Raw genomic sequence first — 23,731 nt, forward strand, 5'->3', positions numbered from 1 at the left:
GCTCGTCAGGCTCATAACCTGAAGGTCGCAGGTTCAAATCCTGCTCCCGCAACCACTTGGGTCGAACAGAGTCTCGAACAAGCCGCCTCAGGGCGGCTTTGTTCATTCTGGGCCAACCCAATCATTGCTGCCAGGGCACCCTCTAGTTCGATCTGAACGCTCTCGTTGGTGTGCTCGACCGTGACACGTTCGATCAAGCCCCGGATGATCTCCAAAGCCCCGGTGCGTATCGACGGGTCAGATAGTGCCTGTGCCAGATCGGCGACCTTGGAGCGATAGAGTTCGGACAGGTTCGGCTGCAGTCGCACCGGCGAAGGTTCAGGTGCGGAGAGCTTCGCCTCAAGATCGGCAATCTGCGCTTCGAGCTCTTCGAGCCGCGTTTGAAGGCCGGGGGTGCGAATGCCCTCTGCGATTGCATCATAGAACCCATTCAGCTTGCGCGCCGCTTTGTCCCGCTCGGATTGCAGACGGGTCCGGGCTACCTCTGCTGTGCCTGCTTCTGCGTTGGCGGCTTCGCTGAAGGACTTTATGAAAGCGGCCACTGCGTCGGGCTGCATCAGACGTTGGCGAAGCAAATCCAAAACGGCGTCTTCCAGAACATGGCGGCGAATGGATTGCCTGTGCGTGCAGGTATCGAGTTTGCGAGCGGCAGAGCAGGCGAGATAGTCGCGCCCGACAGTGGTGAGTGGTCCTCCGCAGGTGCCGCAGAATGCAAGACCTGTCAGAAGGTGCTTCTTGCGACGCTTCTCCCAAAACCGGGTTTCCTTGATGGCTTTGACGCGGGGATCAGCTTCGATCTCGCCTTGCCGCTGCTTGACCGCCTCCCAAAGTTCATCCCCGACGATCCGCAGCTCAGGGACCTCCGCGATGATCCATTGGACGGATCGTTGAGACGAGAAACACGTCTGCCGGTCTCAGGGTCCTTGATGTAGCGCAGCCGGTTCCAGACCAGGCGGCCAATATAAAGCTCATTGTTTAGGAGACCCGTACCCCGCACTCGGTGCCCTCGGATGGCGGTGTCACGCCATAACTTGCCACGGGGACCTGGGACACCCTCAGTGTTGAGACGTCGCGCAATTGTTTTTGGGGAGTGCCCTTCGGTGAACTCTTGAAGTACCCGTCGGACAATCTCAGCTTCCGCTGCGTTGATCACTCGTTCCCCCGTGACGGGTTGGCCGTCTGGCCCAAGACGCCGGACGACGTCATAACCATAGCTGTTGCCACCGCCAGAGCGCCCAAGCTCTACACGCCCGCGCAGACCGCGCCGGGTTTTGTCCGCCAGATCTTTGAGGAACAGTTGGTTCATGGTGCCTTTGAGACCTACGTGTAATTCGCTGATCTCGCCCTCAGCCAGCGTCACGATGCAAACCCCTGCAAAGCTTAGCCGTTTGAAGATCGCGGCGATATCCGCCTGATCTCGGCTCAACCGGTCCAGCGCTTCCGCCAAAATCAGATCAACTTGTCCTTCCTGTGTAGCATGAAACAGCGCTTGCAGACCGGGGCGCAACATGGAGGCGCCGGAGACCGCACGATCAGAATAGGCGTCAACAACAGTCCAACCTTCCCGCTCAGCACGTTCCCGGCACAGTCGCATTTGGTCGTCGATGGATGCGTCTCTCTGCATTTGGCTGGAGAAACGGGCATAGATTGCAACGCGGGTCATCGCCGGGCCTTTCTCTTCTGGTTGATCAAAGCCGCGTAGTCGCGGCCCGCTTCAATTGTCTGTGCGTGGATGTAGTGGCGCTCGGCGGTTCCGAAGCTCGTATGCGCAAGAATTGGTCGAATTAGCTTGGCATGTTCCGGAGAAGAGCGGGCCAGGGTTGTCGCGGCAGCATCCCGAAAGAAATGCGGTGGAATACGGCGACCCGTCAGCTTCAGTGTCTGCTCCGCGATCCGAGGGCTCAGCGCGTCTTTCTTCAAAGGAGCACCAGACCGGCCAACCCACAGGACATTGTGATGCTGTTGGCCACGCTCCATAATAAAGGAACGGGCTTCGTTGATGTAACGGCGCAAGAGCGGTTCAACGCTCGGTGGAACATCAGCTTCCCAGGGATGCCCTGATTTGGTGAGATCCCCGGGGAGCGCGACGGTCATCGTGTCTGCTGCGACATACAGGGATATGCCAATCCGAAGGCCCGCGAAGGCGCGTCGCCGCATCGGTATCAGGGCCAACATCGCTATCATGGTGCCATCCCGCAGGCACATCATACTGCTTAGCGGTGTTGACGCAGCTTCTGCATGACCCGTGGCCAGAGACAGCCCTGCACGGAATAGAACTTCGCTGGACAACACACGCCCAAGTTTACGGTCCCGATCACCTCGACCCGCGGCGCGCTTCAATCCCGCTTTTAACTTCCGCTGAGCGGACCAGTCCTGCGTCGGGTCAGCCACGGAGAGGATACGCAACACGCCATCAATGAACATCAACCGAGTCATCGGCCGGGTGTGTGAGAGGTCCCGAAGCCAAGCGGAAAGGCGCGGCAGGGTCCCGCGTCGAGCCGGAGGCAGTGTGATCGCCTCCGCGTCGCTGGTAATCAGCCATTGCAACCATCGGGCATAGCGCAACTCTAACGTCTTTAACGAGGTTGCGCGTAGATGAGCGAGGGCACCGCAATCGTCGAGTGGTCCACCTACCGCCTGAAGGCTGAGCCACATATCCCGGTCTTGCGCGGGCCATTCGTCGAGCGGCAGAACAAGGCTCATCAGCGACGCCCTTTCTTGGCGTCTATCAGGTCAGCAAAGGCGCGGGTTGCCGAACGTGCCTCAAGACCGGAATACATGTTGATGGTGTGGCTGACCTCCGAATGTCCGAGCAACCGACGCGCAACCTCGTAGCCGCCGGGATTGGCGTCGAGCCAGTTCATCACCGCGAAATGCCGAAACAGGTGGGCGTTCATCTCCAACCCCGTTTCTTTCCGGATCCGTTTGGAGATGCGCCCAGACAGAACGCCGGGATCAACAGAATGTTGACCATCCCTACGGGGAAACAGCCAAGGCGTTCCAGCGGGGCAGAGTTCCGGGCAACGAGATTTGAGATGGCTGTCGATCATGCGCAATACATCACGCGGAATCTCGAACTCGACAGGTCGTTCATTTTTGGTCTCACCGTCTTCCAGAACCAGGTAGGCTCGGCCATCACCAGGGCGGTGCAGGTGGCGTTCAATGTGGATGCCAGCCAGATTCTTCACACGGACGGGGCAGACCAGCAGGATGGCGATTGCGAGCGCATCTTCGCGCGCCAGAGCCCATCCGTACGGCTTGGAGGTGCCGCGTGGTCGCGCGAAAATCCGTTCGGGCAGGAGTAGCAGGCGCTGCTGATGCCGGTCCTCTTGCAACATTCGAAGTCTGCTTCGGTTCTTTTGGGTCATGCCATTCTGGGGTTTGACCGCCAGACGCGCTGCAAGCCCAGCCAGTAATTCCCGGGTGCCTTCGGGTGCATTGAGTAACCGGGCCAGATTGCGGAGTAACGCGGCAATCTCGCTGATCATCTTTGTGGTCTGGTTGTTGGTGCGCGATAACATCTGGCGCAAACCCCGTTCAGCCATTGCCGGATTAATCAGGACGTCCAATCCGCCAATCTCCGCGATCGGGATACCAGAGTGAATGAGTTCGGAGGCGAACCGAACCAACTGCCTTTGGTATTGGGACAGGGTCGCGGGTCGTAGTGCTCTGTTCTGTCCGTCATCTGCCAGCAGGTCTGGATTGGACAGACGATGCATCAGCTTTGCAAGATCAGTTTGGAATGGCGCCGGAAAATCAGTCACCGGAAAAGTGATGACCTTCCGACGCGATTCCAGAGGCAAAGTTACGTTGGGCCATTGTGAAATACGTCGAGCCGCCAGGTTCCAGCCGTTGACAGCGGCACGATGTGCAACATCAGGAGATTTGCTGATCTCGTTGTGCTCAAGGGCTACGCGATAGGCTTGAGCATGCTCTTCACACACAGTGGCAGGTTTGACGCCCTGCCGGTTTAGAAAGTGTACGAAGCGGCAGAGCGCGGGTTGCAATGTCTTGTCCCTGGACGCAAGTACAGCTGTCCAGAGCGCGTGCCAATCGGGAGACAGATCATAGATCCGGTTGAAGCGGCGTTCCACCAGCCCGAAATGCGCGAGCGCAGCCCGTGCATCACTGACCGCATTTTGCCAGCTCTTTAGTGTCAGACCAAGCGAAGCCGGTGCAACTTTAGTCAAACGGGGCTGCAACCAGCGACTGTCGCAGGGCATATCCTCTGGCGGCAGCCCAAGGGCTTTGGCCACGCGGCGCAGACCGGAGATCATGTCGCGACGGCGTCCGTCCGACAGAGAGCTGTCGGAGTGCAGTTGGTCGATGAGCTCGGCGAACATCGGTGTGTCGGCTTTGACGAAGGCCAATGTCAATGGAACGGGGCTCTGGCTAGTCATCGGGTTTGCGGTCCTTTGGACATGTCAGGTCTCGGGCGGACGGGTGTGGACAGGGGGTCCGATTCGGGAAAAGCGTAGCACAGAAAGTTAGAAACTTACGGGCAGGCCCTCTTCCCGAAAATGTCATAACCCATTGACATTAATGTACATTAATGATCGTGATTACCTACCAGCACTGTGCCTGCCGGTAGGCGGCATGAGCTGCCGGATCAATGCGGATGAGGCGTCCGCCAGGGCCGACCCGAATAACCTCAAGCAGGCCAGCCGCAATCGCACGGCGCACCGTCTTCTCCGAGCAATTGTCCAGTTCAGCGACTTCTTTCACCGTCAGAAGCTTGCGGGGTGGGCTCTTCTTCGCATTGATCTGTGGCATACTGATGCGCCTTCTTTTGGTCAGAGGCGTCCCGGCCTAGTTCCCGTACTGCCTGGGCAGCCAGCAATCGGACCAACTGGTCAATCGCTGTCTCAACCTGCTTGCGCGCGTAGTCGTCAGAAGGGGGTGTGGCAGGAACGCGTGTCATGCCATGACCATGACAACGCGGGCTTGCTCATTCTAAGTGTATTGATTGCCCAATTCCGGCGGCGCCCAACGCTCTTGCTCTTCGCGCTCAAGCTTGTCGCGAAAACCGTCAATGTCCACGCGGATCGTCTCACCGCTCAGGATTTGCCCCGGCTCGGTGATCATCTTCACAACAGCCTGGATAAAGTTGACGAGCGGACCTTGCCGTTGTCCTCCGGGGCGACCGTCTGAGTATGTCGTATAGGTTAGGGGGCGACCGGCATCTTTCCAGATGTAACAGCAGCTCTCGACGATGTACTGACGGCGTTTGTCGCGCGAGAACCGCTTGTCCCGGGGCGACATCTCTGCAATTTCGCCGGGGGTCACAAGGATGTGCCGAATGTCATCTATGACATCTTGAGTAAGTGTCGTTGCGGTCTCAAGCTTGTCGAGGACTTGAGGAAGAAGGTCTGCATCTTCTGGCGTCGATACGAAATAAGTCGAAAGCGAGCCCAATGCGTTCCGGAGTTCTTGTGTAGTAATTGTGCCCCGCTTGGCTTCCCGCAGGAGTGTCTTGAGGTGCTTTTGACCTCGTACAATCGCTTGCGAGCGACGGACCTCAGTCAGGTTGATTGCGATGTCGTCGTCGTTATTGAGGCAGTTCCCAAGAAGCACAGAGAGTTCGCGTATGAGCTTAGTTGGCAGGCCAAACCGTTCAGCCAAGCTCCCGATCATGTCATCAGATAGAGCACCGCGTTCGCCATAACTGCCGAGCTTCCATGACATCGAGCACTTGATCCCATCCATGTGCGGATAGACGGAATAGTCAACTTCAGTATGTGCAGCGTCTCGATTGTCCTTCAGACCGCTGTCCGCGTTAGCGCTCATGTTATTCTCCGTTTGGCGCACTCTAGGGTCTGATCGCGCGTCCAAAAGCTTACGTGCAACAAGGCGGTACTGATTGCTCAGAAAGCGCTGATTGAGACACGGCGACCCCTTCCAAGGTTGCACATCAACAAAAGAACAGGAAGAGAACAATTTGGCTAGGTTCTGTGTCGAGCGGCCTTCGATATTGGAGGGCTGTCGCGCGTCACACCAGCTACGACTTGTACAACTTGCGGCCGCGCGAAGCACAAGGATCCCCAAAAAATAGAGATCAATACACTTAGTCAGCAAGAGCGTAAAATCCGACTTTCCGGGTTGGGATGGGTCTCCCCGTCTCCGTTGCGCCCGGTTTATTCTTGCTGCTTTCCCTGGTGAACGATCAAAAAAAGCGGTGACCACGGTACGTTCACGACCTGCCTCCAATTGTGAACTATGGTTCGGGGACTACCCCATCCCGCACCGACGCGGCTCCTTCTGGCCCGGTGTAGAAACGCGACTACGGAACCCACCGGTCGACGGTCGTCTTCAGACGCTCGTCGAACCGGGGATCGCCGAGACCGTGCGCGGTCAGAGCGGGGCAGGTGAGAAGCCTGCGGGGAAGCGGCTGGCCTCCGATAAAAGGCATCGCGCAGATACGAACCTGAAAGCGAAGGGCCTTCTCCCGCAAGACCGGGTGGAAGGAGCGGGGGCCGGATATTGTCTTATGACAAGTACGGGCCAATTTGCGCTAAGCGGCGAAATATGAAACTAAAAAACAACTAAACGGATGTTTGATAACGTCCAGCGAGAAATCACTTTAATGCGGTCGGCTCTTACAGGCGCGGTGCTGACGACAGTCTGCCGTTCGAACGAACTGACCCAGAGGTATGAGGCATAGGTCCTTTTTCTGATGCTCACCTTGGTTTTTGGTCTCGCTAGTCGACTCTAGCCGTTTTTACGGTTGTTTCAGGCTCAATTGAATGGTGGGATACGCTATGCGCACAGTGCTGAATGCTCTTTGCTTTCTTTTATTGTTGCTAGTTGTCGCTTACTCAACAGTATGGGGCACTTTGGCCCTATGGTTCAAATTTTCAGTCCCAGAATTGATCCGGTTAATTGCGATCGTTTCCTTTGTCGTCGTTGGCCTCGGAACGCTAGTTTCAATTTTTCGAAGAAGTAGATGGCGATGGTTGTCTGGATTCGCAGTATATCTCGCAGCAATACTAATATGGTGGAACTCACTAACCCCACCTTCGGACGGAAATTGGTCGCCTGATGTTGTACGGACAGTCACAGGTGAAATAAGCGGCAACACACTAACTCTGAATGACGTTCGTGCATTTGAATGGCAGTCGGCTGATACTTTCGAAGAGAAGTGGATTACTAGAGAATACGATCTGTCTCAAATTGAAAGTGTGGACCTCTTCATGTCGTATTGGGGTGGGCCAGAAATGGCGCACCTTATGCTAAGCTTCGGCTTTTCTGATGGCAGGTATTTGACGTGGTCGATCGAAGTACGCCGACAGGTCGGAGAGTCTTTTTCTCCCGTGGCCGACTTTTTCAAAGCGCATCCTATTGTAATGATAGCGGCGGAGGAGCGTGATGTCGTCGGGCTTCGCTCTAATGTTCGAAAAGAGAAAGTACATCTGTTCAGGCTGCGTGGTGAATTAGAAGAGCGTATCAAACTGATTAGCGCCTATGTAGAAGCTGCAAATGAAATCGCCGAGCGACCCCGCTGGTTCAACTCAGTTTTCACCAATTGCTCCCGATCAGCAATTTTAATCGCACGACATGTTGGCATTAGCATTCCTGTCGACTATCGCGTTGTAATTAATGGCTATTTTCCTGACTACCTGTACGAGCAAGGACTGACCAATACTGAGATTGATATTCAGCAGTTGTATAGTCTTGGAGATATCACAGCTAACGCACTAGCAAACGGACTAGACGAGGGTTACTCGGCAGCAATCCGCAAAGATGTTCCGGTTCCTTAGCCCTTTGTCTTGGATAATTCATTTTATCTTTGAGACAGTTACTGAATGGTGCTGCTAGAGCAGAATTGATTTTTCGGCCTTTCGGGTGGAAGCCCTGAGATACAGGGAAAATTGCGGCCCGCCTATTTGTCCGATATTTATATTCCACTTATGTGTAATGTGCTCTGGCTACGATGCCTTTGACGGCCATATTCGTGGAAAAAGGGTTTGTGAAGTTGAGCGTCAAAAAGACCATAGATCAGTCGCGGAGGCACTTCGTATTATCAGGGAGCGTTTTTGTCGCGACTGGGTGCAGTTCCAAAAGGAACTTAGTCGGCCTTGAACCGACAAGAGCTTTATCCAAAACAGAAATCGATGAAAGAGGTCATCGGATCTTTATCGCTACTGTTCGCGAACCCTCAACGGTGGCGACTGAGTTTTTTTCAGGTCGTCGCGCCAATCGTCTTAACTTTGCGGCTGTAGATGTTGTAATCCCGCCAAACCACAAGACGGGCAAAATCGAAAGGCCGAGGGGTAGCTCGCCAGATCCCGATAAGCATTTCGTTATCACGAACCCGCAGATATTTGACGAAGATAGCAAGTTTGTGGGCACAGTAGAGAACAGTGTTTTGGCTTTGCCAAAGGGAAAACGTTCATCCCTGCTGTGGATACATGGCTACAACACAAATCTGACTGATGCAGTGTTGCGGTTTGCTCAATTTCTGGAAGACACCGGGTATAGCGGAGTGCCCATCTTATACTCTTGGGCCTCTCAGGCTCGTTTGGGTGCCTACGTCTACGACATCAACAGTGCACTCATTGCACGGGATCAGCTTGAGGAGGTTCCTGGGCTACTCAAAGACAGTCCTGTAGAAACAATAGATATCGTAGCCCACTCGATGGGTAACCTTGTTGCCATGGAAGCCGCTCGCGGCATAGCAAATCGCGGGCTTTTCAATGTCAGCGGTAAACTCAGAAGTGTTATTCTTGCGTCGCCCGACATAGACATAGACTTATTCATTGCTCAGTTATCAGCGATCCCCAAGGACAAACGGAGGTTCTATGTGCTGACATCCGAAAATGACCAAGCTCTTGCGGTTTCAAGCTTGATTGCAAGAAACCCGCGAGTGGGACAGCTAGATGCAACACTAATTTCCGAGCTAGGTTTGAACGTGATCGACCTGTCCCAGGTACAAGACACGACCTCTGTTCACCATTCAAAGTTTGCTGACGCTCCCGAGGTTGTTCGGCTGATAGGGGACAGAATACTAGCAGGCGATAAAGGCGCTAAGGTTTCAGGTCGTGCTGAAGCCGTGGTTATTACCGCCAGTGGTACCATCGCTGTCGTTGACGAGGCGATATCCAACTGAATTTGGGAGCATGACGCGCTTTCGGCCGGCTAGATCCACCGATCTCTATTCTTGGGCTGCGAGTATTGTGCCACAAAACATGTTAGTGTCGGCCAAGTGTTTCTTCCGGCAGACATCCGAACACCCGTTTGTATTGTTGAGCAAAATGACCTTGATGAAAAAAACCGTTTTCAATCGCAACACCTTTGATTTGGACTTCCCCAACACTGGAAGCACTAAGTGTTTTGTGGACTTTGTTCAGGCGTATGCGTCGTAACCAGGTTGCGGGGGATATACCGATGCAATCTCGGAACGCGTAGTGTAAAGTCCGAAGGCTTACTCCGATTTCACTGCATAACTCGACCAGACCCACGGAGCAGACATCGTCCGAATATGCGATATCGCAAGCGCGACTAACGATTGCCGCGGAACGGCAAGATTGTAGAGAAGCAGATTTCGAAGCCCGCGAGCTAATCAATTCCCATAGGAATAACTTCGTAAATTGGTCAAGCAGGTGTTCGATCTCAAATTCATTTGCTTGCTTCGAACGGTCCAGCAAATCTTGAGCCGCGAGTCCCAGTCTTTTACTCGCCTGCTGAGTTAGACTACTGACTGGAGGTATGTCTTCAAAGTCGAGCTCATCCCCAGTGAGTTTAAGCGCCAGAGACCGCGCTTCCGAAAAGGGAACGGCCAGATTTACCCCATCCCAGTTTGTACTGCCAATAAGCTCGGCTTCTCGATTGGGAGGCTGAACAACAATCGAACCTGTTTCGATTTTTTCTCCAAAAAAAACTGCGGGTTCAGCTTGTTCCAAAACCAGCGCTGCCGAAAAACAATCTGGCATACCTGTGCCGCGGTACACTATTTTTCGATTCCATTTCTCCCGAGCAATCTGTTTTTGACCAACTTGAAGTAAGTCAAGACTGCTCTCCAAAGGACCAGCAGTCATTTGGTAGTACTCTTGATCCCAACCGACGGAGGCGTCCTGCAACTGCCCGACGTCAGACGTGGTTGTGAATGTCCGTTCAACCGACAAGTTTTTGTATAGTTCTTTGTCCCCCATCTATTCCGAATAACACATTCAGAAAATATGACATAACAATATTTCTTTGACACGTAACAGTCAGTTATTGAGGCAAATTCTTTGGTCTGTGACACATATTTTGCACTTTTGGGATGTCGAAATTCCCCCTAACGATCGCCTTTCAATGCAAGCATGTTTTCCTAAACACGGGGCTTGGTAGGCGGACCGAATGCAAATTGGCGAGGGAAGATTGCGGCGTGTGCTCTGTGTCTTAGCAATATTGGCGGCTAAGGTTACTCTTTTCAGTAGCCAAGTTTATGCACAAGACAGCGCAGACGCTGCGGCGCAGGCCAATAACCCTCTGGCAAATTTCACGGCTTTCAACTTGCAGAACTATTATGTCGATGAGTTGACTGGCCCTAGCGAAAACGATGCAAATTCGTTCATTCTTCGCTACGCCCAACCGGTTCAGCTAGGGGAAACAAACTGGCTGATCCGCGCGTCTTTGCCGTTCAACAGCTTTCCTGTCGGCGATGGTGGGTCAACGGTGGATGGGGTAGGGGACTTTGACATCTTCGCCGCCTATCAGATCGACTTACAAAGACCAGGAGTAAGCTTTGCAATTGGCCCTTCTATTGTGGCTCCAACCGCCTCCGATGACCGCTTGGGCAGCGACCAATGGCAGTTGGGTTTGGCTAATGTCTACTTCAACGCAAAATCGGCAATTTGGCAGTATGGGTACTTGCTAATTTGGCGAAGCGGCGTGGGTAGCACGAACGACCGGGAACGCGTAAACACCGCCGCATTGCAACCTATTCTGTTCCGCCAACTTGGCGACGGCTGGTACACAGGCGGGGCTCCAATTTGGACAGCAAATCTGGAAAACGGTGATTATTCTGTACCGTTAGGCCTCCGGGTCGGAAAGGTCTGGGTAAACGGAAAAACTGTATTCAACGTGTTCGTTGAACCTCAATGGTCAGTTGCCGATAGCGGGCCAGGACAACCAAAACGACAAGTGTTTTTTGCACTAAATATGCAGTTCCAATGATCGAAACGAGCGTCTGACAAAAGGACTTACTACAACGCAAAAAAGAGAGGGCCCAAGTGAAAAGCCTTAGAATCCGCCTCCCTGTTCCGTCGGGTGTTCAGGAAAGTTCTTCTGCGCCGACCAAAAAATGAGACTGCTGACACTAGTTACGTAGCTGCCTGTCAGATGACCGATTCGGTAGGGCGTTCACTAAAAGCACTTTTTATTCATTGGTTTGAATGAGTGTTTTGTGTAGAAAAGTTAAGCGCCTACGATGAAGTCTGAGTGACGAACGGAAAGCCAAACAGCGCGGTCATCCAACCTGTCCAATTCAGTGAGAGTAAAACAAATGGAAAAAACTTGCTTTAAACAACACGCCAAGTTTTGGATGACGATTTGTTTTGTAGGTGCACTTGCAGGGTGCTTTGAAGAGGATAGTGCCGAAGCGACAGAAAAACCTGCTCGACCGGTTTTGTCGATGATCGTGGGTGACACAGAAAGGTTTCGGACTGACAGCTATCCTGGTCGAGCCGAAGCTGTACGGGAAGTGAACCTGTCTTTCGAAGTATCGGGGCGAATGATTACCAGACCGGTCGATGTGGGATCGACTGTCAGATCAGGGGAAATTCTCGGTTCTTTGGACCCGGAGCCTTATGTAGCTCGGATTCGCACAATTGAAGGGGAACAAGCTTCTCTTCAAGCGGCATTGTCCAACGCAACCACAGAATTGGAGCGCAGAGAAAAACTGCTCAAAAATGATTTTGTTTCTCAGGCCAACGTCGACGACCAAATTATGGTTGTCGATGCAGCCAAGGCAAAAATTGAAGCGACTGAAGGTTTGCTGGACGCTGCTCGTCTCAACCTAAACTATACGGAACTGAAAGCACCTTTCGATGGGATTGTGTCGGAGGTTTTTGCGGACAACTTTCAGAACGTTGTCGCGAAACAACCGGTAATGCGCATCCTGGATACTTCCCAGATCGAAATGGAAATCGGCGTTCCAGAAGCTCTTATAGGGCTGGCTCCTTTCGTGGAAGAAATCAGCGTTACTTTTTCAAGCCTACCGAATTTAGAAGTTCCTGCAGAAATTTCCAGGATAGGTTCTGAGGCGTCGCTCAGCACTCGTACGTATCCAGTTACAATTGTAATGGATCAACCTGACGAAGCCAAAATCCAACCCGGGATGGCCGGTAAAGCGACTGCTCGTGTACGACTGCCCGAGAACTGGGCGAAGACCGGTGTTGAGATTCCCAGCGCAGCTGTGTTTTCGCCTGACGGGGAAAACGCGGGAAACACTTTCGTTTGGCTTATTGATGAAGCGTCAAACACAGTTTCTCCAAAATCTGTTGAAGTAATTTCTATCGGGGGGAGGGGATTAGTTGTTCAAGGGCTTGATGCGGGGGATCGTATCGTCACTGCAGGTGTCAATGTCATAACCGAGGGCCAAAAGGTCCGGGTCGAAGCGCCTTAAATTCTGGAGGCAGCCATGTCACTTCCGCAGATATCCATTGAGAACCGAGTTGTAACGTACTTTACGCTGTTCCTTATCTTGGTCATCGGAACTTTTAGTTATTTCCGTCTTGGCCAACTCGAAGATCCCGATTTTACAGTCAAAACCGCGATCGTGATTACTCAATATCCTGGTGCAAGCCCTGAAGAAGTTGAGCTAGAGGTTACTGACCTCATAGAATCTGCGATTCAAGAACTCCCGGAACTTCGTTTTCTTACGTCTTACTCAAAAGCTGGACTTTCAATTGTAAAGGTCGAAATCAAACAGGAGTATTGGGCGGACCGCTTGCCCCAAGTTTGGGACAAGATGCGTAGCAAGGTCCGGGATGTACATGGTCAGCTTCCGCCAGGAGCCATGACCCCAAACGTTATCGACGACTTCAGTTTTGTGTATGGGTTCGTTCTTGCGATAACGGGCGACGGTTTCTCCTACGCGCAACTGGAAGAATACGTAAAGGCGATCCGCAAAGAGCTGGCGCTTGTTCAAGGAGTTGCACGTGTCGAAACTTGGGGAGTGCAGCCAAAGGTTATTTACCTTGATGCTTCGGAACAAAAGCTTCTGGATCTCGGGGTAACGACGGAAGACTTTGTTGCAACGCTGGCACTGCAGAACCAGGTCGTTAATGCGGGGCAACTAGAGCTTGGCGATATGCGCCTTCGAATTGCGCCGACTGGAGAATTTAAAAGCCCGGAAGATATCGGGAACTTACGAGTCCGTACAAGCTTGCTGGACAAAGCTCTGGATATTCCCGCGGATTTTGCTGATGAGGCAACTCGCCCCAGAGACCGCAGTGCTGAAACAATCGCAATCAAGGACGTTGTAGATGTCAGACAAGGTTACCTGGAACCACCCATCAATGTCATGCGATTCAATGGCCAATCCGCAATTGGGATATCAATAGCCAATGTGACTGGCGGCAATATTGTAGACACGGGACGAAATTTGGATGCGGCTTTGGCCATTGTCGAGGCCAACCTTCCCTTGGGAATTGAAATGCACAAAATCGCTTGGCAGAGCGATCTCGTGACGGAAGCCATAAACGCCTTCATGATAAACTTGGGCGAAGCGGTTCTTATCGTCCTAGTCGTTGTTGCTCTGGCCATGGGTTGGCGTATGGGGCTGGTAATAGGCGGTGCGCTTGTCCTGACGATCCTCGGCACCTTCATTGTAATGTCTATACTGCAAATTGATCTTCAAAGGGTTTCTCTAGGTGCGCTGGTTATTGCTCTGGGAATGATGGTCGATAACGCCATTGTAGTTGCAGATGGTATGGCTGTCCGTTTGAAGAAAGGAATGGATCGCAAGGCGGCTGCCATTGAAGCCGCTGCCCAACCGAGTTGGGCTCTTCTGGGCGCGACAGTTATCGCAATGATGGCTTTCTACCCAATCTTCGCAGCAACCGCAGATGCAGGCGAGTATGCCGGTTCACTATTTGTGGTGGTAGGGGTTTCGCTGCTGCTAAGTTGGCTTATTGCCATGACAATCACGCCATTGATGTGCGTTGATCTTATCAAGATCTCGGAAGCTGACCGAGACTCATCACGAGATCCATATGCAGGCGTTGTTTTCACGATGTTCCGCGCGGTCTTGTCTACATGCATCAGAGTGCGCTGGCTTACCGTAATTGTTATGCTGGCAGTGTTCGGATCCGCGCTTTACGGGTTCCAGTTCGTAGATCGACTATTCTTCACTGATGCGACGCGGCAGCAGTTTATGGTCGATATCTGGGCACCTGAAGGTACGCGCATTCAACAAACTTCGGCTCTGGCAAAAAGGGTGGAAGATCACCTCGAGGGAGATGAGCGTGTTTCCGGAGTTTCCACGTTTGTAGGTTCCGGAGGCCCCAGATTCTATCTTCCCGTTGATCCAGAATTTCCCTACGAAAGCTACGCACAAGTCATTATTAACACGACCGATCTAGACAGTGTTTATAGCCTTGTCGAAGAACTAGAGCCTTGGGTTGTGGACAACCTGCCTGAGGCAATGGTCCGAGTTCGAAAGTTCACAGCAGGTCCCGGTTTTACCTGGCCGTTCGAGGCAAGGTTCTCGGGTCCGGCAAATGCAGACCCGGAAGTGTTGAGGGATCTTGCGCGGCAGGGGGTGGAGATACTTCAAAAGTCGCCCTACGCAAAGGACATCCGGACCGACATGCGCAATCGAGTTCCAAAGATTGTTCCTGAGTTTGATCAGGTTACGGGTGTTTGGACCGCAACTTCTCGCGCTGATATCGCGAATGCGTCTCGCGCGGCATTTGACGGTTTGCCCGTCGGACTCTATCGCCAAAACGAAGATCTCTTGCCAATTATTGTTCGACGTGTCGACGATGAAAGGCAACGAACTGCCGAAGACTTTGAGCTTTTGCAGGTCGTTCCAGCCCTGTCTGTAAAGAACTTGCCGCTCTCTGCGGTAACAGAAGACATCAAAGTTGTGCTGGAAGACCCAATTATTGTGCGCTGGAATCGCAAGCGCGCTGTAACTATTCAGGCCAGCCCTGACGAAGTTACATTTCCAACGTTGTTCGAAAGTGTACGTGAGGAGTTCGAGGCTATACCCTTGCCTCCCGGTTATCAGTTGGAATGGCGAGGAGAATACTTCGGGACAGTGGACAGTCAAACTTCGCTTCAGCCCGGTGCGGCGCCCGCTATCATAATTATCGTGTTTTTGATTGTGGTGCTCTTCAACGCTATTCGACCAGTTTTTGTGATCTTCTCGGTCGTCCCGCTAGCTATAATCGGTATTACCGTTGGTTTGCTAACATTCCTGCAACCTTTTTCTTTCATGGCGTTGCTTGGGGCCATGAGCCTCATCGGGTTGATGATAAAAAATGCGATTGTGTTGTTAGACGAAATCAATCTGAATAAATCGCAAGGTATGGAACAGTATGACTCGGTAATGAATGCTGCTGTTTCTCGACTAAGCCCCGTTTTGCTTGGCGCAGGTACAACGATTCTCGGTGTTCTTCCATTGATGCAGGATATCTTCTGGGTCGCCATGGCAACGACGATGGCCGTCGGATTGGCCTTTGGGACGGTGTTCACGATGATAATGATTCCGGTCTTCTACTCGATTTACTATCGTGTGAAGGAGCCAGCAACGTAACTAATTGGGGTTATCTTTCCAGCCGGTAAAGCAACCAAAGGCGAGAACAACGATACCCTCTACAGCGGGGCAGAGATGACTATCGATTTCTTTCAGCTTTTCTCAGCCAACTCGGTGTTGGTCGTTTTTACGATCATTGCCATCGGTTACGTGATAGGCAACGTCAAAATTGGTCAATTCGAGATAGGGATTACCGGCGGTGTTTTGTTGTGCGCTTTGGTTTTCGGTCATTTTGGATTTCAAATTGATCCGATCGTCCAATCAATCGGGTTTACTTTGTTCATCTACTCGGTTGGATGGCAAGCGGGTCCGCAAATTATAAACGTGTTGCGCCAAGATGGCCTCAGCTATTTGACCATCGCACTATTTATGTCACTGGGCTCTTTTGCATTAGTGGTTGGACTGGCGCTTGTGGTCGACTTGGAAAACGCGCTTGCCGCTGGTTTGATGGCAGGGGCATTGACGAGTACTCCTACACTTGTAGGGGCGCAGAACGCTGTAGAAGCCGGGTTGGTTCCAATTCCGGCCGGTTCAACTTCTGAGGCGATAATCGAAAGCATCAGTGTAGGATACGCGATTACATATATCTTTGGTACCGTGGGTCTTTTGCTGCTTGTTAAGCTTTTACCAAGCCTGCTTAAAATTGATCTGGTTGAAAAGGCGCAAGATTTTGCGAAGGAACGCGGCTTTGTTGCTGAGGATTCAGCAAAGGAGGCCGAGCGCCCAATTTTACGGGCTTACGAGGTTCCATCTATCGATTACGAAAAGAAAACCGTAGCTCAAGCATCATCCGATTTTTTGTCTCAATATCAAGACTATGGCGCCATCTATAAGTTAAAGCGCGGCAACGACATAATCGACGTGTCGCCAGACACAACTCTTGAGCCTGGTGACAAACTCGCATTTTTTTGCTCGCCGAAACTACATGAGAAAATTCGGGAGGAAATGAAGCTCGGCCGCGAAGTGCTAGACGAAGACTTGGTAGACGCTGTGGTCGACGTTGTTGAAGTGGTTGTCAATTCCAGCTTCGCAGTCGGTCAAACGATCGGGCAGCTTGCAATCCAACAAGAGCATGGGTGCCGACTGACGCGATTGACACGCTCGCAAATAGAAATGCCGCTGTCACCTTCGACAAGGGTCCAACGTGGCGACGTGATGTATTTGACCGGCGAGCGTGCCGCTTTGCAGCAGTTAGTTTCGATATTGGGGGTAGAAGAGCGGGCCGCAGTGGAAACCGACTTGTTGACATTTGCAGCCGGAATAGTCGTAGGGCTGTTTATTGGTCAGATAACAGTAAGAATTGGTGGAATTGACGTAGGAATAGGTAATGCCGGCGGTCTACTTGTTTCAGGGATCGCAGTTGGCTTTCTCAGGGCCAACCGCCCAACGTTTGGTCGTATGCCAGCTGCGGCGCGCTTTATTCTTATGGAGCTAGGGTTGCTGTTTTTTATGGTTGGCGTTGGCCTAAATGCCGGCGGTGGCATAATCGAAGCTCTTGGTGCAGTCGGGCCGAAACTATTTCTTTGTGGTGTTGTCGTGACGTGCATCCCACTATTGGCTGGATATGCATTTGGGCGGATTGTTCTGAACATGAATCCAGCCTTACTTTTAGGGGCTCTCACTGGTGCAATGACAAGCACACCAGCTCTCGGGATTGTTCAACAAGCGGCGAAGAGTTCCGTTCCATCCCTTGGCTATGCAGGAACTTACGCGCTTGCCAATGTACTTTTAACGGCTCTTGGAACACTAATCATGCTGCTTTGATAGTTATTCGAGCTACTTAGTGTGAGTCCCATATAGGCTGACAAGTCTCGCGATTAGTATTGCTTGGAAAAGAACTCCTACAACCGCTTCTAAGATTGACCAGATTTGAACAACCGCGTTGTTGGAGGTTATGTCTCCATAACCGAGGGTTGTGAGTGTCATAAAGCTTAAATATATGTAACTACTCCACTTTTCAGATCCGTTAGGCTCTCCAAAATCTAGAGCATGTGGCAAAACTGTATGTATTATTGAAAAAATCAGTGCCCAAGCAATGCCGATCAAAAGATAGCAGGACACAGCATCGGTAATGACTTTCAGGTTAATATAGTCGGCTGCAATAATGGCTTTCATCAAACTGATGAACGCAAGTACCAACAATAATAGGGACAAAATATACCCTACTATGAACCAAGCGTCTCCGAAATCTAATGCGCCAGTTAAACGAACGAGTAGAGTTGCCAAAGCTGCCGCTATTGCTGCCATTTGTACTGTGGGACGAACTGCCAAAGAAAGAACAGCGCTCGTCAGCACTAGGCAAAAAATCACATCCAGAACTCTTTGCCCAAGGACAAAACTCTCCAGCAGTGGAGACATCACGATCATGAGTAGCAACGAGGCTAACAACAAGTAAGAGTTATGCTGCATAAGCATGCTGTTTCAATTCATGGCCTAGTCATTGAGGCGCGGTTGGTCTTTCATACTATATCGTTGGGAAGATTTTGGTGCCACCGCGTTAGTCTCAGCGAGCCTCTGTGATGCTAAAACAGTTTTGTTCCGCTATGTGCCGCTATCCCGTGCGAAAGAAACCACAGGATGAACGTGCGTGAACCGCATTCCTTTTTGAGTTTTAGCAAAACACCTATTTTGGCGTATACCAAATGGGGGAAGTGTAAGCGCGGTCCTGCAATTGCATCCGAGTGCCTTCCGGCATTTGGACATTGAAGAACTTCGCGTCGTAAGCTGTCCACCGAGGCGTCGGAATTTCTATCACACGAACATAGTAAAATGCGCGCTTTTCTGGATCAAATTCCTGGTCAATCCAGTAACCGGTTAATAATGGCTCACCTATCGTATTGGTGTAAGAGGCATCCGCTACATTGACAGTGTTGCCGACATCTCCATCACAGGCGTGATCGACGACAGCCCGATCACCGCAGGCTACGTCAAAGATTTTCTCTGAAGTCGTGCCGTCCTCGTTCAACCAGCCCTTCACGATCTGAACGCGATCAAGATTAGCACCGTCGGGATCACGCAGAGCACGGATCATCAGTGTCGGAGAGCCGCCATCTGGCGCGTCGGTCAGGTCGCCACCCATCGGCACCCCTCGGGCATAGCCGGTACGGGCAAAGTCAGGACGCGACACCTCTTCAGCGTTGAAATCCCAGCCCGCGAAAACTCGAACAGAAAGGCGCGTTCCGGAAGTTGCATAAGTTTCCTTCCGAGCCATAGCGTCCCAGATTGACTCGCGGGTATTTTCCCTTGCCCAAACAGCTGCAAGACCCGAAGCACCGACGTCGGCTTCCATGATAGACAGTGCGGGGTCGTCGGCTGCAACAAGCGGGTGGAAAGCACGGTCAGGAGCGGGCTCTACGAATGAAGCCTTTGAAAAATTGTTCTCTTCGCGCGAAGTGGGCAGGGCAGTATGATTGTCTGTTGAACCGATCATTCCGAATTTGAAGGGGTTAACGCCAAGGTTTGCCTCTGCTACAAGGCCGGTCTTCAAGGCCTCGCGAGCGTATTCAGCAGGGAGCATCTCAGGCGTCTTTGCGCCCTGACCGTTTAGATTGCCAGCGTCGATCGTCTCAAAGTCGGCGAACGCATCGTCTGGGGACAAAAGCGGGTGGGCCTCACCATCACCTTTTTGTTGGGTAACTTCCGCCAAAGGCTCCCAACGAATGCGCTTGGCCGCGTAGTTCGCGTCGATTGGTTCCCCTGACAGATTTGACCCGTCAATGGTCTCTAATGCGAACATAAGCCCATTCGACAAATTACCGTTGTGCGGGATCGCAAGGACCTGACCACCGGTTTTCTCTTCATAGGCCGCCATGTAGTCCCATAAATCTTCGGGATCGGTGGAGTCGTATTGCGAAAATGGGAACACTTGGGAAGTGCGATCTTTGCCATCACGGAAGATTACAACGCGATGCATGTTGTTGCCGCCGGGGTGAGACGTCCATTCGAAGCCATGAAATGTGGTGAATGTTCCAGGCTGGTAGTATTCGTCAGCGTTGGTTGTTGCACTATCCCATGCCGTTGCGAGCAGTTTTGGCTCGTTGATCAAGTCGGTATCATTAGCGCGCAGCCACTCTAGAAACGCTTCATATCCGTTCCCAGATTTAACCATATCATGCCAGCGTTTACCGGTCTCGTTGGCCAGAATTAGCGGGTCCGAGCGACGAATAAAATCTGCCAGGCCGAGGTTTTCGGCATGATCGGCCATCACTACAAAGTCGAGAGGGCGGATCAGTTTTACCCTCCAACCGAGCGCGCTTGTCACCTCTTCGCCACGTGATACGCGATACCCGGCATCCTGATCCAACACCCCGCCTGCCATACCTGAGTCTGCAGACCACGAGGAGTGCAAGTGCGTATCACCGAAAAGAACACGGTTAGGAAAATGGTCGTCGACATAAGGTGAGTATTCAGCCTTTGGCTCATCGACTAAATCAGCGGGTGGCAAGAGGTCTTGCGCAGAGGCTGAGGTCGTCGCGGCGACCAGCGTTGTGATTGAAATTGCGGTGGCAAAACTGAGCTTCATTTAGGGCCTCCATTTCCACGTTTTCGAGCGAAGGTTTTGTTAGGACCTTAGGGACGCTGGTCGCTCGCAAGTTATGGTTTCCTCTTAAGGGTCCAATTCAACTTCGACTTTCTTCAAAACTCCTGGGAAGTCGAATGGCACATGATAGTCTTCGCTCACTGGTTCTCCTGCGTCGGAGCCAATATCGAAGGTCTCGTCGAGAGATATCCGGTAGCCCATTGTCCGTTCGACCCGGCCCTCACCCACAAGTGTATCGTCTACAAAGAGTTTTCCTGTCCCGCCAAGGCCGACACCTCCACCGTCGTATTCGAACTCGTAGCGAATAATATGCTCGCCCGGCGTGAGGACATCTCCCACTATGTTGTACCGCTCAAGGTTGGCGACATTGTAGGTGTAGATTGGCTTTCCTCCCAACACATAGAGCGCCCATCCTCCAAATCGTCCACCTTGTGTGACGAGCATTCCGTCAGTCTCACCCTCGCCAATTTCAACATGCGCAGTGATCGTATGTGACTTGTTCTTGAAGTCGGGTGCAGTGCCTTCCGGGATACGTCGCATGTTGTCGAAATATGTGAACTTCGAACGACCTTGCGTCAGGCTTGGACGGAGCGCTACGTCCAGCCTGTCGACCTTGTCGTTGTCGATTGGAAGGACATTGTATTTGGCGGCTTCACCATAGAATAAGATCTGCAACTCGGCCAATTTCTCGGGGTTTTCGTTAGCTAAGTTGTTGGCCTGCGAGAAGTCCTCTTGGACATTATAAAGTTCCCACATCCAATCATTGATCACGTCGCTTTTCTGGGTGACGCTAATCCAGGGAGCTTCCGGCGGGGTAGTGGTGGCTACCCACCCGTCGCTGTAAATCGCGCGGTTGCCCATCATCTCAAAATACTGAGTGCGACGAGTTGATGGGGCGTCGGCATTATCGAAAGCGTAAACCATGCTGGTGCCTTCAATTTCAGATTGCGCGACGCCGTTTATTGATGTCGGCGCTGGGATCCCTACCGCTTCAAGGATTGTCGGCATGATGTCGATTACATGGTGGAACTGCCTTCGCACTTCGCCTCTGGCTTCTATCCCCGCTGGCCAGCGAATGATCATTCCGTTACGTGTGCCTCCGAAATGGCTGGCAACTTGTTTGGTCCATTGGAATGGCGTGTTCATGGCGTGCGCCCAAGCTGAAGGGAAGTGACCAAAGGTATTTGGCCCTCCCAGCTCATCCATTCTCGCGTATGTATCTTCGAAAGGTACAGCGATGTTGTTGAAGAAAGTCATTTCATTCAACAGGCCATCCGGACTGCCTTCGGCGCTCGCTCCGTTGTCGCCCATCAAGTAGATAATGAGGGTGTTATCCAACTCACCGGTCTCCTCAACAGCGTCGATGATCCGGTTAATTTGATGGTCCATATGGGCAAGAGCGCCAGCGTAGACCTCCATCATTCGTGCGTAGAGTTCTTTTTGTTGGTTGTTCAGTGAATCCCAAGCACGCAGTTGCTCAGGTCTCGGAGTTAGAATGGTATCTTCAGGGATTATTCCCAGTTCTTTCTGCCTGGCGAACGACTCTTCACGGACCTTGTCCCAACCTTGATCGAATTGTCCTTTGAATTTTTCGATCCATTCCTTTGGAGCGTGGTGTGGTGCGTGCGAAGTGCCGGGCGCATAGTAAACGAAAAACGGTTTTTCCGGCGCAAGTGCATGTTGTTCGCGAATATAGTTGATAGCCCGATCCGCCATGTCCACGTCTAGGTGATAGTCTTCGGTGTTGGGCGGTTCGATCGGTTTGGTTCCATCGAAAATAGCAGGGGTAAACTGGCTTGTATCGCCACCAATGAAACCGAAGAATTGTTCAAAGCCCAAGCCGGTCGGCCACAGATCAAAAGGTCCGACTTGGCTCGACTGCCAATCAGGAACATTGTGGTTCTTACCGTACCATGCGGTATTGTAGCCGTTTCCCTTGAGAATTTCTGCAATAGTTCCGTTTTCCTTAGGCATGAGGGAGTTGTAGCCTGGGAAGCCGGTGCCGATTTCCATTATTACACCGGTCGCGTTCGAATGGTGATTGCGCCCCGATATCAACGCAGCCCGGGTTGGCGAGCATAGTGCGGTTGTATGCATCTGGATAAAACGTAGTCCGTCTTCGGCTAGTCGATCATATGCTTCTGTTGGGACAGGTCCGCCAAATGCTGTGGGTGCCCCGAACCCAACGTCATCGGGCATAATTAGAAGAATGTTGGGCGCACCTTCCGGGGCGACGACTTGCCTCGGAAAGTCCAGACTGGAATCGCCAGTTCTTAGGCCGATATGACCATTGAATTTAGTTAAAGGGATCGGCAAAACTGAGCGGTCCCAGTCATCCTGCGACATAGATGGCGTTGCACACAAAGACAGCAAGCTCGCCAAAATTACACCTTGTGCTGCACCCAAGTTCGGCAACCTCATGTGTTTTCCCTTCTGATTTAATTGCTCAAACGGTCTTCTCAGGTGACCGTTCACATCGAATGAATGTTGGTAGCCGGCGATCTGCCTTTGTTTCAGGTGCCAAGAACTCTACGGTTGGGTGTCGGTCTTTTTGCACGCTGTGCCGGTGTTTATTTGGCAGCTTTGACCGTCATCACTGTCACAGTTGAACTAATTTTCACTGCTAGAGTTGCTCGAAACTTTAGCAGTGTTAGCAAATGGAACTTGAGCGCTTTGATTAACAGGCTACTCAGGGTTTAGTTTGCTTCGGGTAACGACGCCAAACTACTTTAAGGTTAGGCAATCCGATGCTGAACGCCGCACGACACCTTGCTCCTCTCGTACCGTCGCATCTTTGGCTAGGTCAAAACATGTGCACAATTGGGTGAATTATTTGTCGTGCCTGTTGATTTTGCACGTTATTTTAACATCCCAAAAGTGCAAACCTACGCTTTGGTGGAGGTTTGGGCGACCTTTTATTGGTCGACTCGTCCGTCTTCTTTTAGTGAACCAAACTCTTCAACTTATCCTCATGAAGTTAAGAACTGCGCAAAGTTGTATCGTTAGAAAGTCAACTTCGCGGACGTTCGGCAAAGGCCAAATCCTGCTCCCGCAACCAGCGTCAGAAATCCCCTACACAGCCCGGTCAGACTAAAATTGATCCCCCGGATCAAGTGCTTAACGTCGCCACCGCGTCAGGCTCAAAACCTCAAAGCAAGTGCGCCAAAGCATACTCCAGAAACCAACACGGTTAACAAAATGCCGAACATGCCGCCTCACGGCGACTTTAGTTCATTCTGGGCCAACCCAATCAGCGCTGCCACGGCACCCTGGAGTTCGATCTGAACGCCGTCCCTCTCAAGCAGGACCGTGACACGTTCGATAAGGACCCGGATGATCTCCAAAGCTCCTGTGAGGATCGACGGGTCCGATAACGCCCTTGCAAGACTAGCAACATTGGAGCGGCAGCGGAAAAACCCCTCATTGGTGCGCATTGCAATGAAGGC

The 23,731-nt window shown here is 52.0% G+C and carries 16 protein-coding genes and 1 pseudogene; 6 read left to right on the forward strand and 11 right to left on the reverse strand.

Annotation, left to right across the window (positions count from 1 at the left end):
- Positions 1 to 11 precede the first annotated feature (11 nt).
- From GOV80_RS22690 to GOV80_RS20965, 7 genes and pseudogenes are all read right to left on the reverse strand, one after another.
- Positions 12 to 581: a hypothetical protein gene (locus GOV80_RS22690; RefSeq protein ID WP_336510184.1), complete on the reverse strand. Its 570-nt coding sequence runs from the start codon at positions 579 to 581 to the stop codon at positions 12 to 14.
- Positions 582 to 626: 45 nt separating this feature from the next.
- Positions 627 to 797 (reverse strand): annotated as a pseudogene (locus GOV80_RS22695) (recombinase zinc ribbon domain-containing protein); the annotation flags it as partial.
- A complete protein-coding gene (locus GOV80_RS22700; RefSeq protein WP_336510185.1) occupies positions 722 to 1,663 on the reverse strand; it encodes a recombinase family protein in 942 nt (313 codons plus the stop codon). The gene GOV80_RS22700 and the pseudogene GOV80_RS22695, both read right to left, overlap by 76 nt.
- Positions 1,660 to 2,703, reverse strand: coding sequence for a tyrosine-type recombinase/integrase (locus GOV80_RS20950; protein WP_170787499.1), 1,044 nt, complete (start codon positions 2,701 to 2,703; stop codon positions 1,660 to 1,662). The genes GOV80_RS22700 and GOV80_RS20950 overlap by 4 nt, the downstream gene beginning before the upstream one ends.
- Positions 2,703 to 4,400 carry a site-specific integrase gene (locus GOV80_RS20955; RefSeq protein ID WP_170787501.1) on the reverse strand — a complete coding sequence of 566 codons (1,698 nt, stop codon included), beginning with the start codon at positions 4,398 to 4,400 and terminating at the stop codon, positions 2,703 to 2,705. Before GOV80_RS20955 ends, GOV80_RS20950 begins: the two co-directional genes overlap by 1 nt.
- Positions 4,401 to 4,566: 166 nt before the next feature.
- A complete protein-coding gene (locus GOV80_RS20960; RefSeq protein WP_170787503.1) occupies positions 4,567 to 4,773 on the reverse strand; it encodes a helix-turn-helix domain-containing protein in 207 nt (68 codons plus the stop codon).
- A 180-nt stretch (positions 4,774 to 4,953) separates the two neighbouring features.
- The gene (locus GOV80_RS20965) at positions 4,954 to 5,787 is read right to left on the reverse strand and encodes a hypothetical protein (protein WP_170787505.1); all 834 of its coding nucleotides are present in this window, start codon (positions 5,785 to 5,787) and stop codon (positions 4,954 to 4,956) included.
- A gap of 971 nt (positions 5,788 to 6,758) precedes the next feature.
- On the opposite strand from GOV80_RS20965, the gene GOV80_RS20970 reads away from it, so the two are divergent.
- Complete coding sequence (locus GOV80_RS20970; protein WP_170787507.1) at positions 6,759 to 7,757, forward strand: Lnb N-terminal periplasmic domain-containing protein; 999 nt, start codon at positions 6,759 to 6,761, stop codon at positions 7,755 to 7,757.
- 179 nt (positions 7,758 to 7,936) lie between these two features.
- Positions 7,937 to 9,106: an alpha/beta hydrolase gene (locus GOV80_RS20975; protein ID WP_214648086.1), complete on the forward strand. Its 1,170-nt coding sequence runs from the start codon at positions 7,937 to 7,939 to the stop codon at positions 9,104 to 9,106.
- An 82-nt stretch (positions 9,107 to 9,188) separates the two neighbouring features.
- Here the strand turns inward: GOV80_RS20975 and GOV80_RS20980 are convergent, their stop codons facing one another.
- Positions 9,189 to 10,034, reverse strand: coding sequence for a helix-turn-helix domain-containing protein (locus GOV80_RS20980; protein WP_170787511.1), 846 nt, complete (start codon positions 10,032 to 10,034; stop codon positions 9,189 to 9,191).
- A gap of 304 nt (positions 10,035 to 10,338) precedes the next feature.
- Here GOV80_RS20980 and GOV80_RS20985 point away from each other — a divergent pair, with 304 nt between their 5' ends.
- From GOV80_RS20985 to GOV80_RS21000, 4 genes are all read left to right on the forward strand, one after another.
- Complete coding sequence (locus tag GOV80_RS20985) at positions 10,339 to 11,157, forward strand: hypothetical protein (RefSeq protein WP_214648087.1); 819 nt, start codon at positions 10,339 to 10,341, stop codon at positions 11,155 to 11,157.
- Positions 11,158 to 11,485: 328 nt separating this feature from the next.
- A complete protein-coding gene (locus GOV80_RS20990; protein WP_170787513.1) occupies positions 11,486 to 12,607 on the forward strand; it encodes an efflux RND transporter periplasmic adaptor subunit in 1,122 nt (373 codons plus the stop codon).
- 15 nt (positions 12,608 to 12,622) lie between these two features.
- Entirely contained in the window at positions 12,623 to 15,745 is a 3,123-nt protein-coding gene (locus GOV80_RS20995; RefSeq protein WP_170787515.1) for an efflux RND transporter permease subunit, read from the forward strand.
- Positions 15,746 to 15,820: 75 nt separating this feature from the next.
- On the forward strand, positions 15,821 to 17,509 hold the full coding sequence (locus GOV80_RS21000; protein ID WP_170355510.1) for an aspartate:alanine exchanger family transporter: 1,689 nt from the start codon (positions 15,821 to 15,823) through the stop codon (positions 17,507 to 17,509).
- A 12-nt stretch (positions 17,510 to 17,521) separates the two neighbouring features.
- On the opposite strand, the gene GOV80_RS21005 is transcribed toward GOV80_RS21000, so the two are convergent.
- From GOV80_RS21005 to GOV80_RS21015, 3 genes are all read right to left on the reverse strand, one after another.
- Positions 17,522 to 18,112, reverse strand: coding sequence for a potassium channel family protein (locus tag GOV80_RS21005; RefSeq protein ID WP_170791766.1), 591 nt, complete (start codon positions 18,110 to 18,112; stop codon positions 17,522 to 17,524).
- Between the two features lie 256 nt (positions 18,113 to 18,368).
- Positions 18,369 to 20,267 carry a DUF3604 domain-containing protein gene (locus tag GOV80_RS21010; protein ID WP_170787519.1) on the reverse strand — a complete coding sequence of 633 codons (1,899 nt, stop codon included), beginning with the start codon at positions 20,265 to 20,267 and terminating at the stop codon, positions 18,369 to 18,371.
- Positions 20,268 to 20,351: 84 nt separating this feature from the next.
- A complete protein-coding gene (locus GOV80_RS21015) occupies positions 20,352 to 22,706 on the reverse strand; it encodes an arylsulfatase (RefSeq protein WP_170787521.1) in 2,355 nt (784 codons plus the stop codon).
- Positions 22,707 to 23,731: the final 1,025 nt, after the last annotated feature.

It is taken from the genome of Ruegeria lacuscaerulensis, assembly GCF_013034685.1.
Taxonomy (GTDB): domain Bacteria; phylum Pseudomonadota; class Alphaproteobacteria; order Rhodobacterales; family Rhodobacteraceae; genus Ruegeria; species Ruegeria lacuscaerulensis_B.

Bases quoted from the DNA above. Each gene is read 5' to 3' on its own strand.
- GOV80_RS22700 (WP_336510185.1), bottom strand. From the start codon at position 1,663: ATGACCCGCGTTGCAATCTATGCCCGTTTCTCCAGCCAAATGCAGAGA.
- GOV80_RS20950 (WP_170787499.1), bottom strand. From the start codon at position 2,703: ATGAGCCTTGTTCTGCCGCTCGACGAATGGCCCGCGCAAGACCGGGAT.
- GOV80_RS20955 (WP_170787501.1), bottom strand. From the start codon at position 4,400: ATGACTAGCCAGAGCCCCGTTCCATTGACATTGGCCTTCGTCAAAGCC.
- GOV80_RS20960 (WP_170787503.1), bottom strand. From the start codon at position 4,773: ATGCCACAGATCAATGCGAAGAAGAGCCCACCCCGCAAGCTTCTGACG.
- GOV80_RS20965 (WP_170787505.1), bottom strand. From the start codon at position 5,787: ATGAGCGCTAACGCGGACAGCGGTCTGAAGGACAATCGAGACGCTGCA.
- GOV80_RS20970 (WP_170787507.1), top strand. From the start codon at position 6,759: ATGCGCACAGTGCTGAATGCTCTTTGCTTTCTTTTATTGTTGCTAGTT.
- GOV80_RS20980 (WP_170787511.1), bottom strand. From the start codon at position 10,034: ATGACTGCTGGTCCTTTGGAGAGCAGTCTTGACTTACTTCAAGTTGGT.
- GOV80_RS20985 (WP_214648087.1), top strand. From the start codon at position 10,339: ATGCAAATTGGCGAGGGAAGATTGCGGCGTGTGCTCTGTGTCTTAGCA.
- GOV80_RS20990 (WP_170787513.1), top strand. From the start codon at position 11,486: ATGGAAAAAACTTGCTTTAAACAACACGCCAAGTTTTGGATGACGATT.
- GOV80_RS20995 (WP_170787515.1), top strand. From the start codon at position 12,623: ATGTCACTTCCGCAGATATCCATTGAGAACCGAGTTGTAACGTACTTT.
- GOV80_RS21000 (WP_170355510.1), top strand. From the start codon at position 15,821: ATGACTATCGATTTCTTTCAGCTTTTCTCAGCCAACTCGGTGTTGGTC.
- GOV80_RS21005 (WP_170791766.1), bottom strand. From the start codon at position 18,112: ATGATCGTGATGTCTCCACTGCTGGAGAGTTTTGTCCTTGGGCAAAGA.
- GOV80_RS21010 (WP_170787519.1), bottom strand. From the start codon at position 20,267: ATGAAGCTCAGTTTTGCCACCGCAATTTCAATCACAACGCTGGTCGCC.
- GOV80_RS21015 (WP_170787521.1), bottom strand. From the start codon at position 22,706: ATGAGGTTGCCGAACTTGGGTGCAGCACAAGGTGTAATTTTGGCGAGC.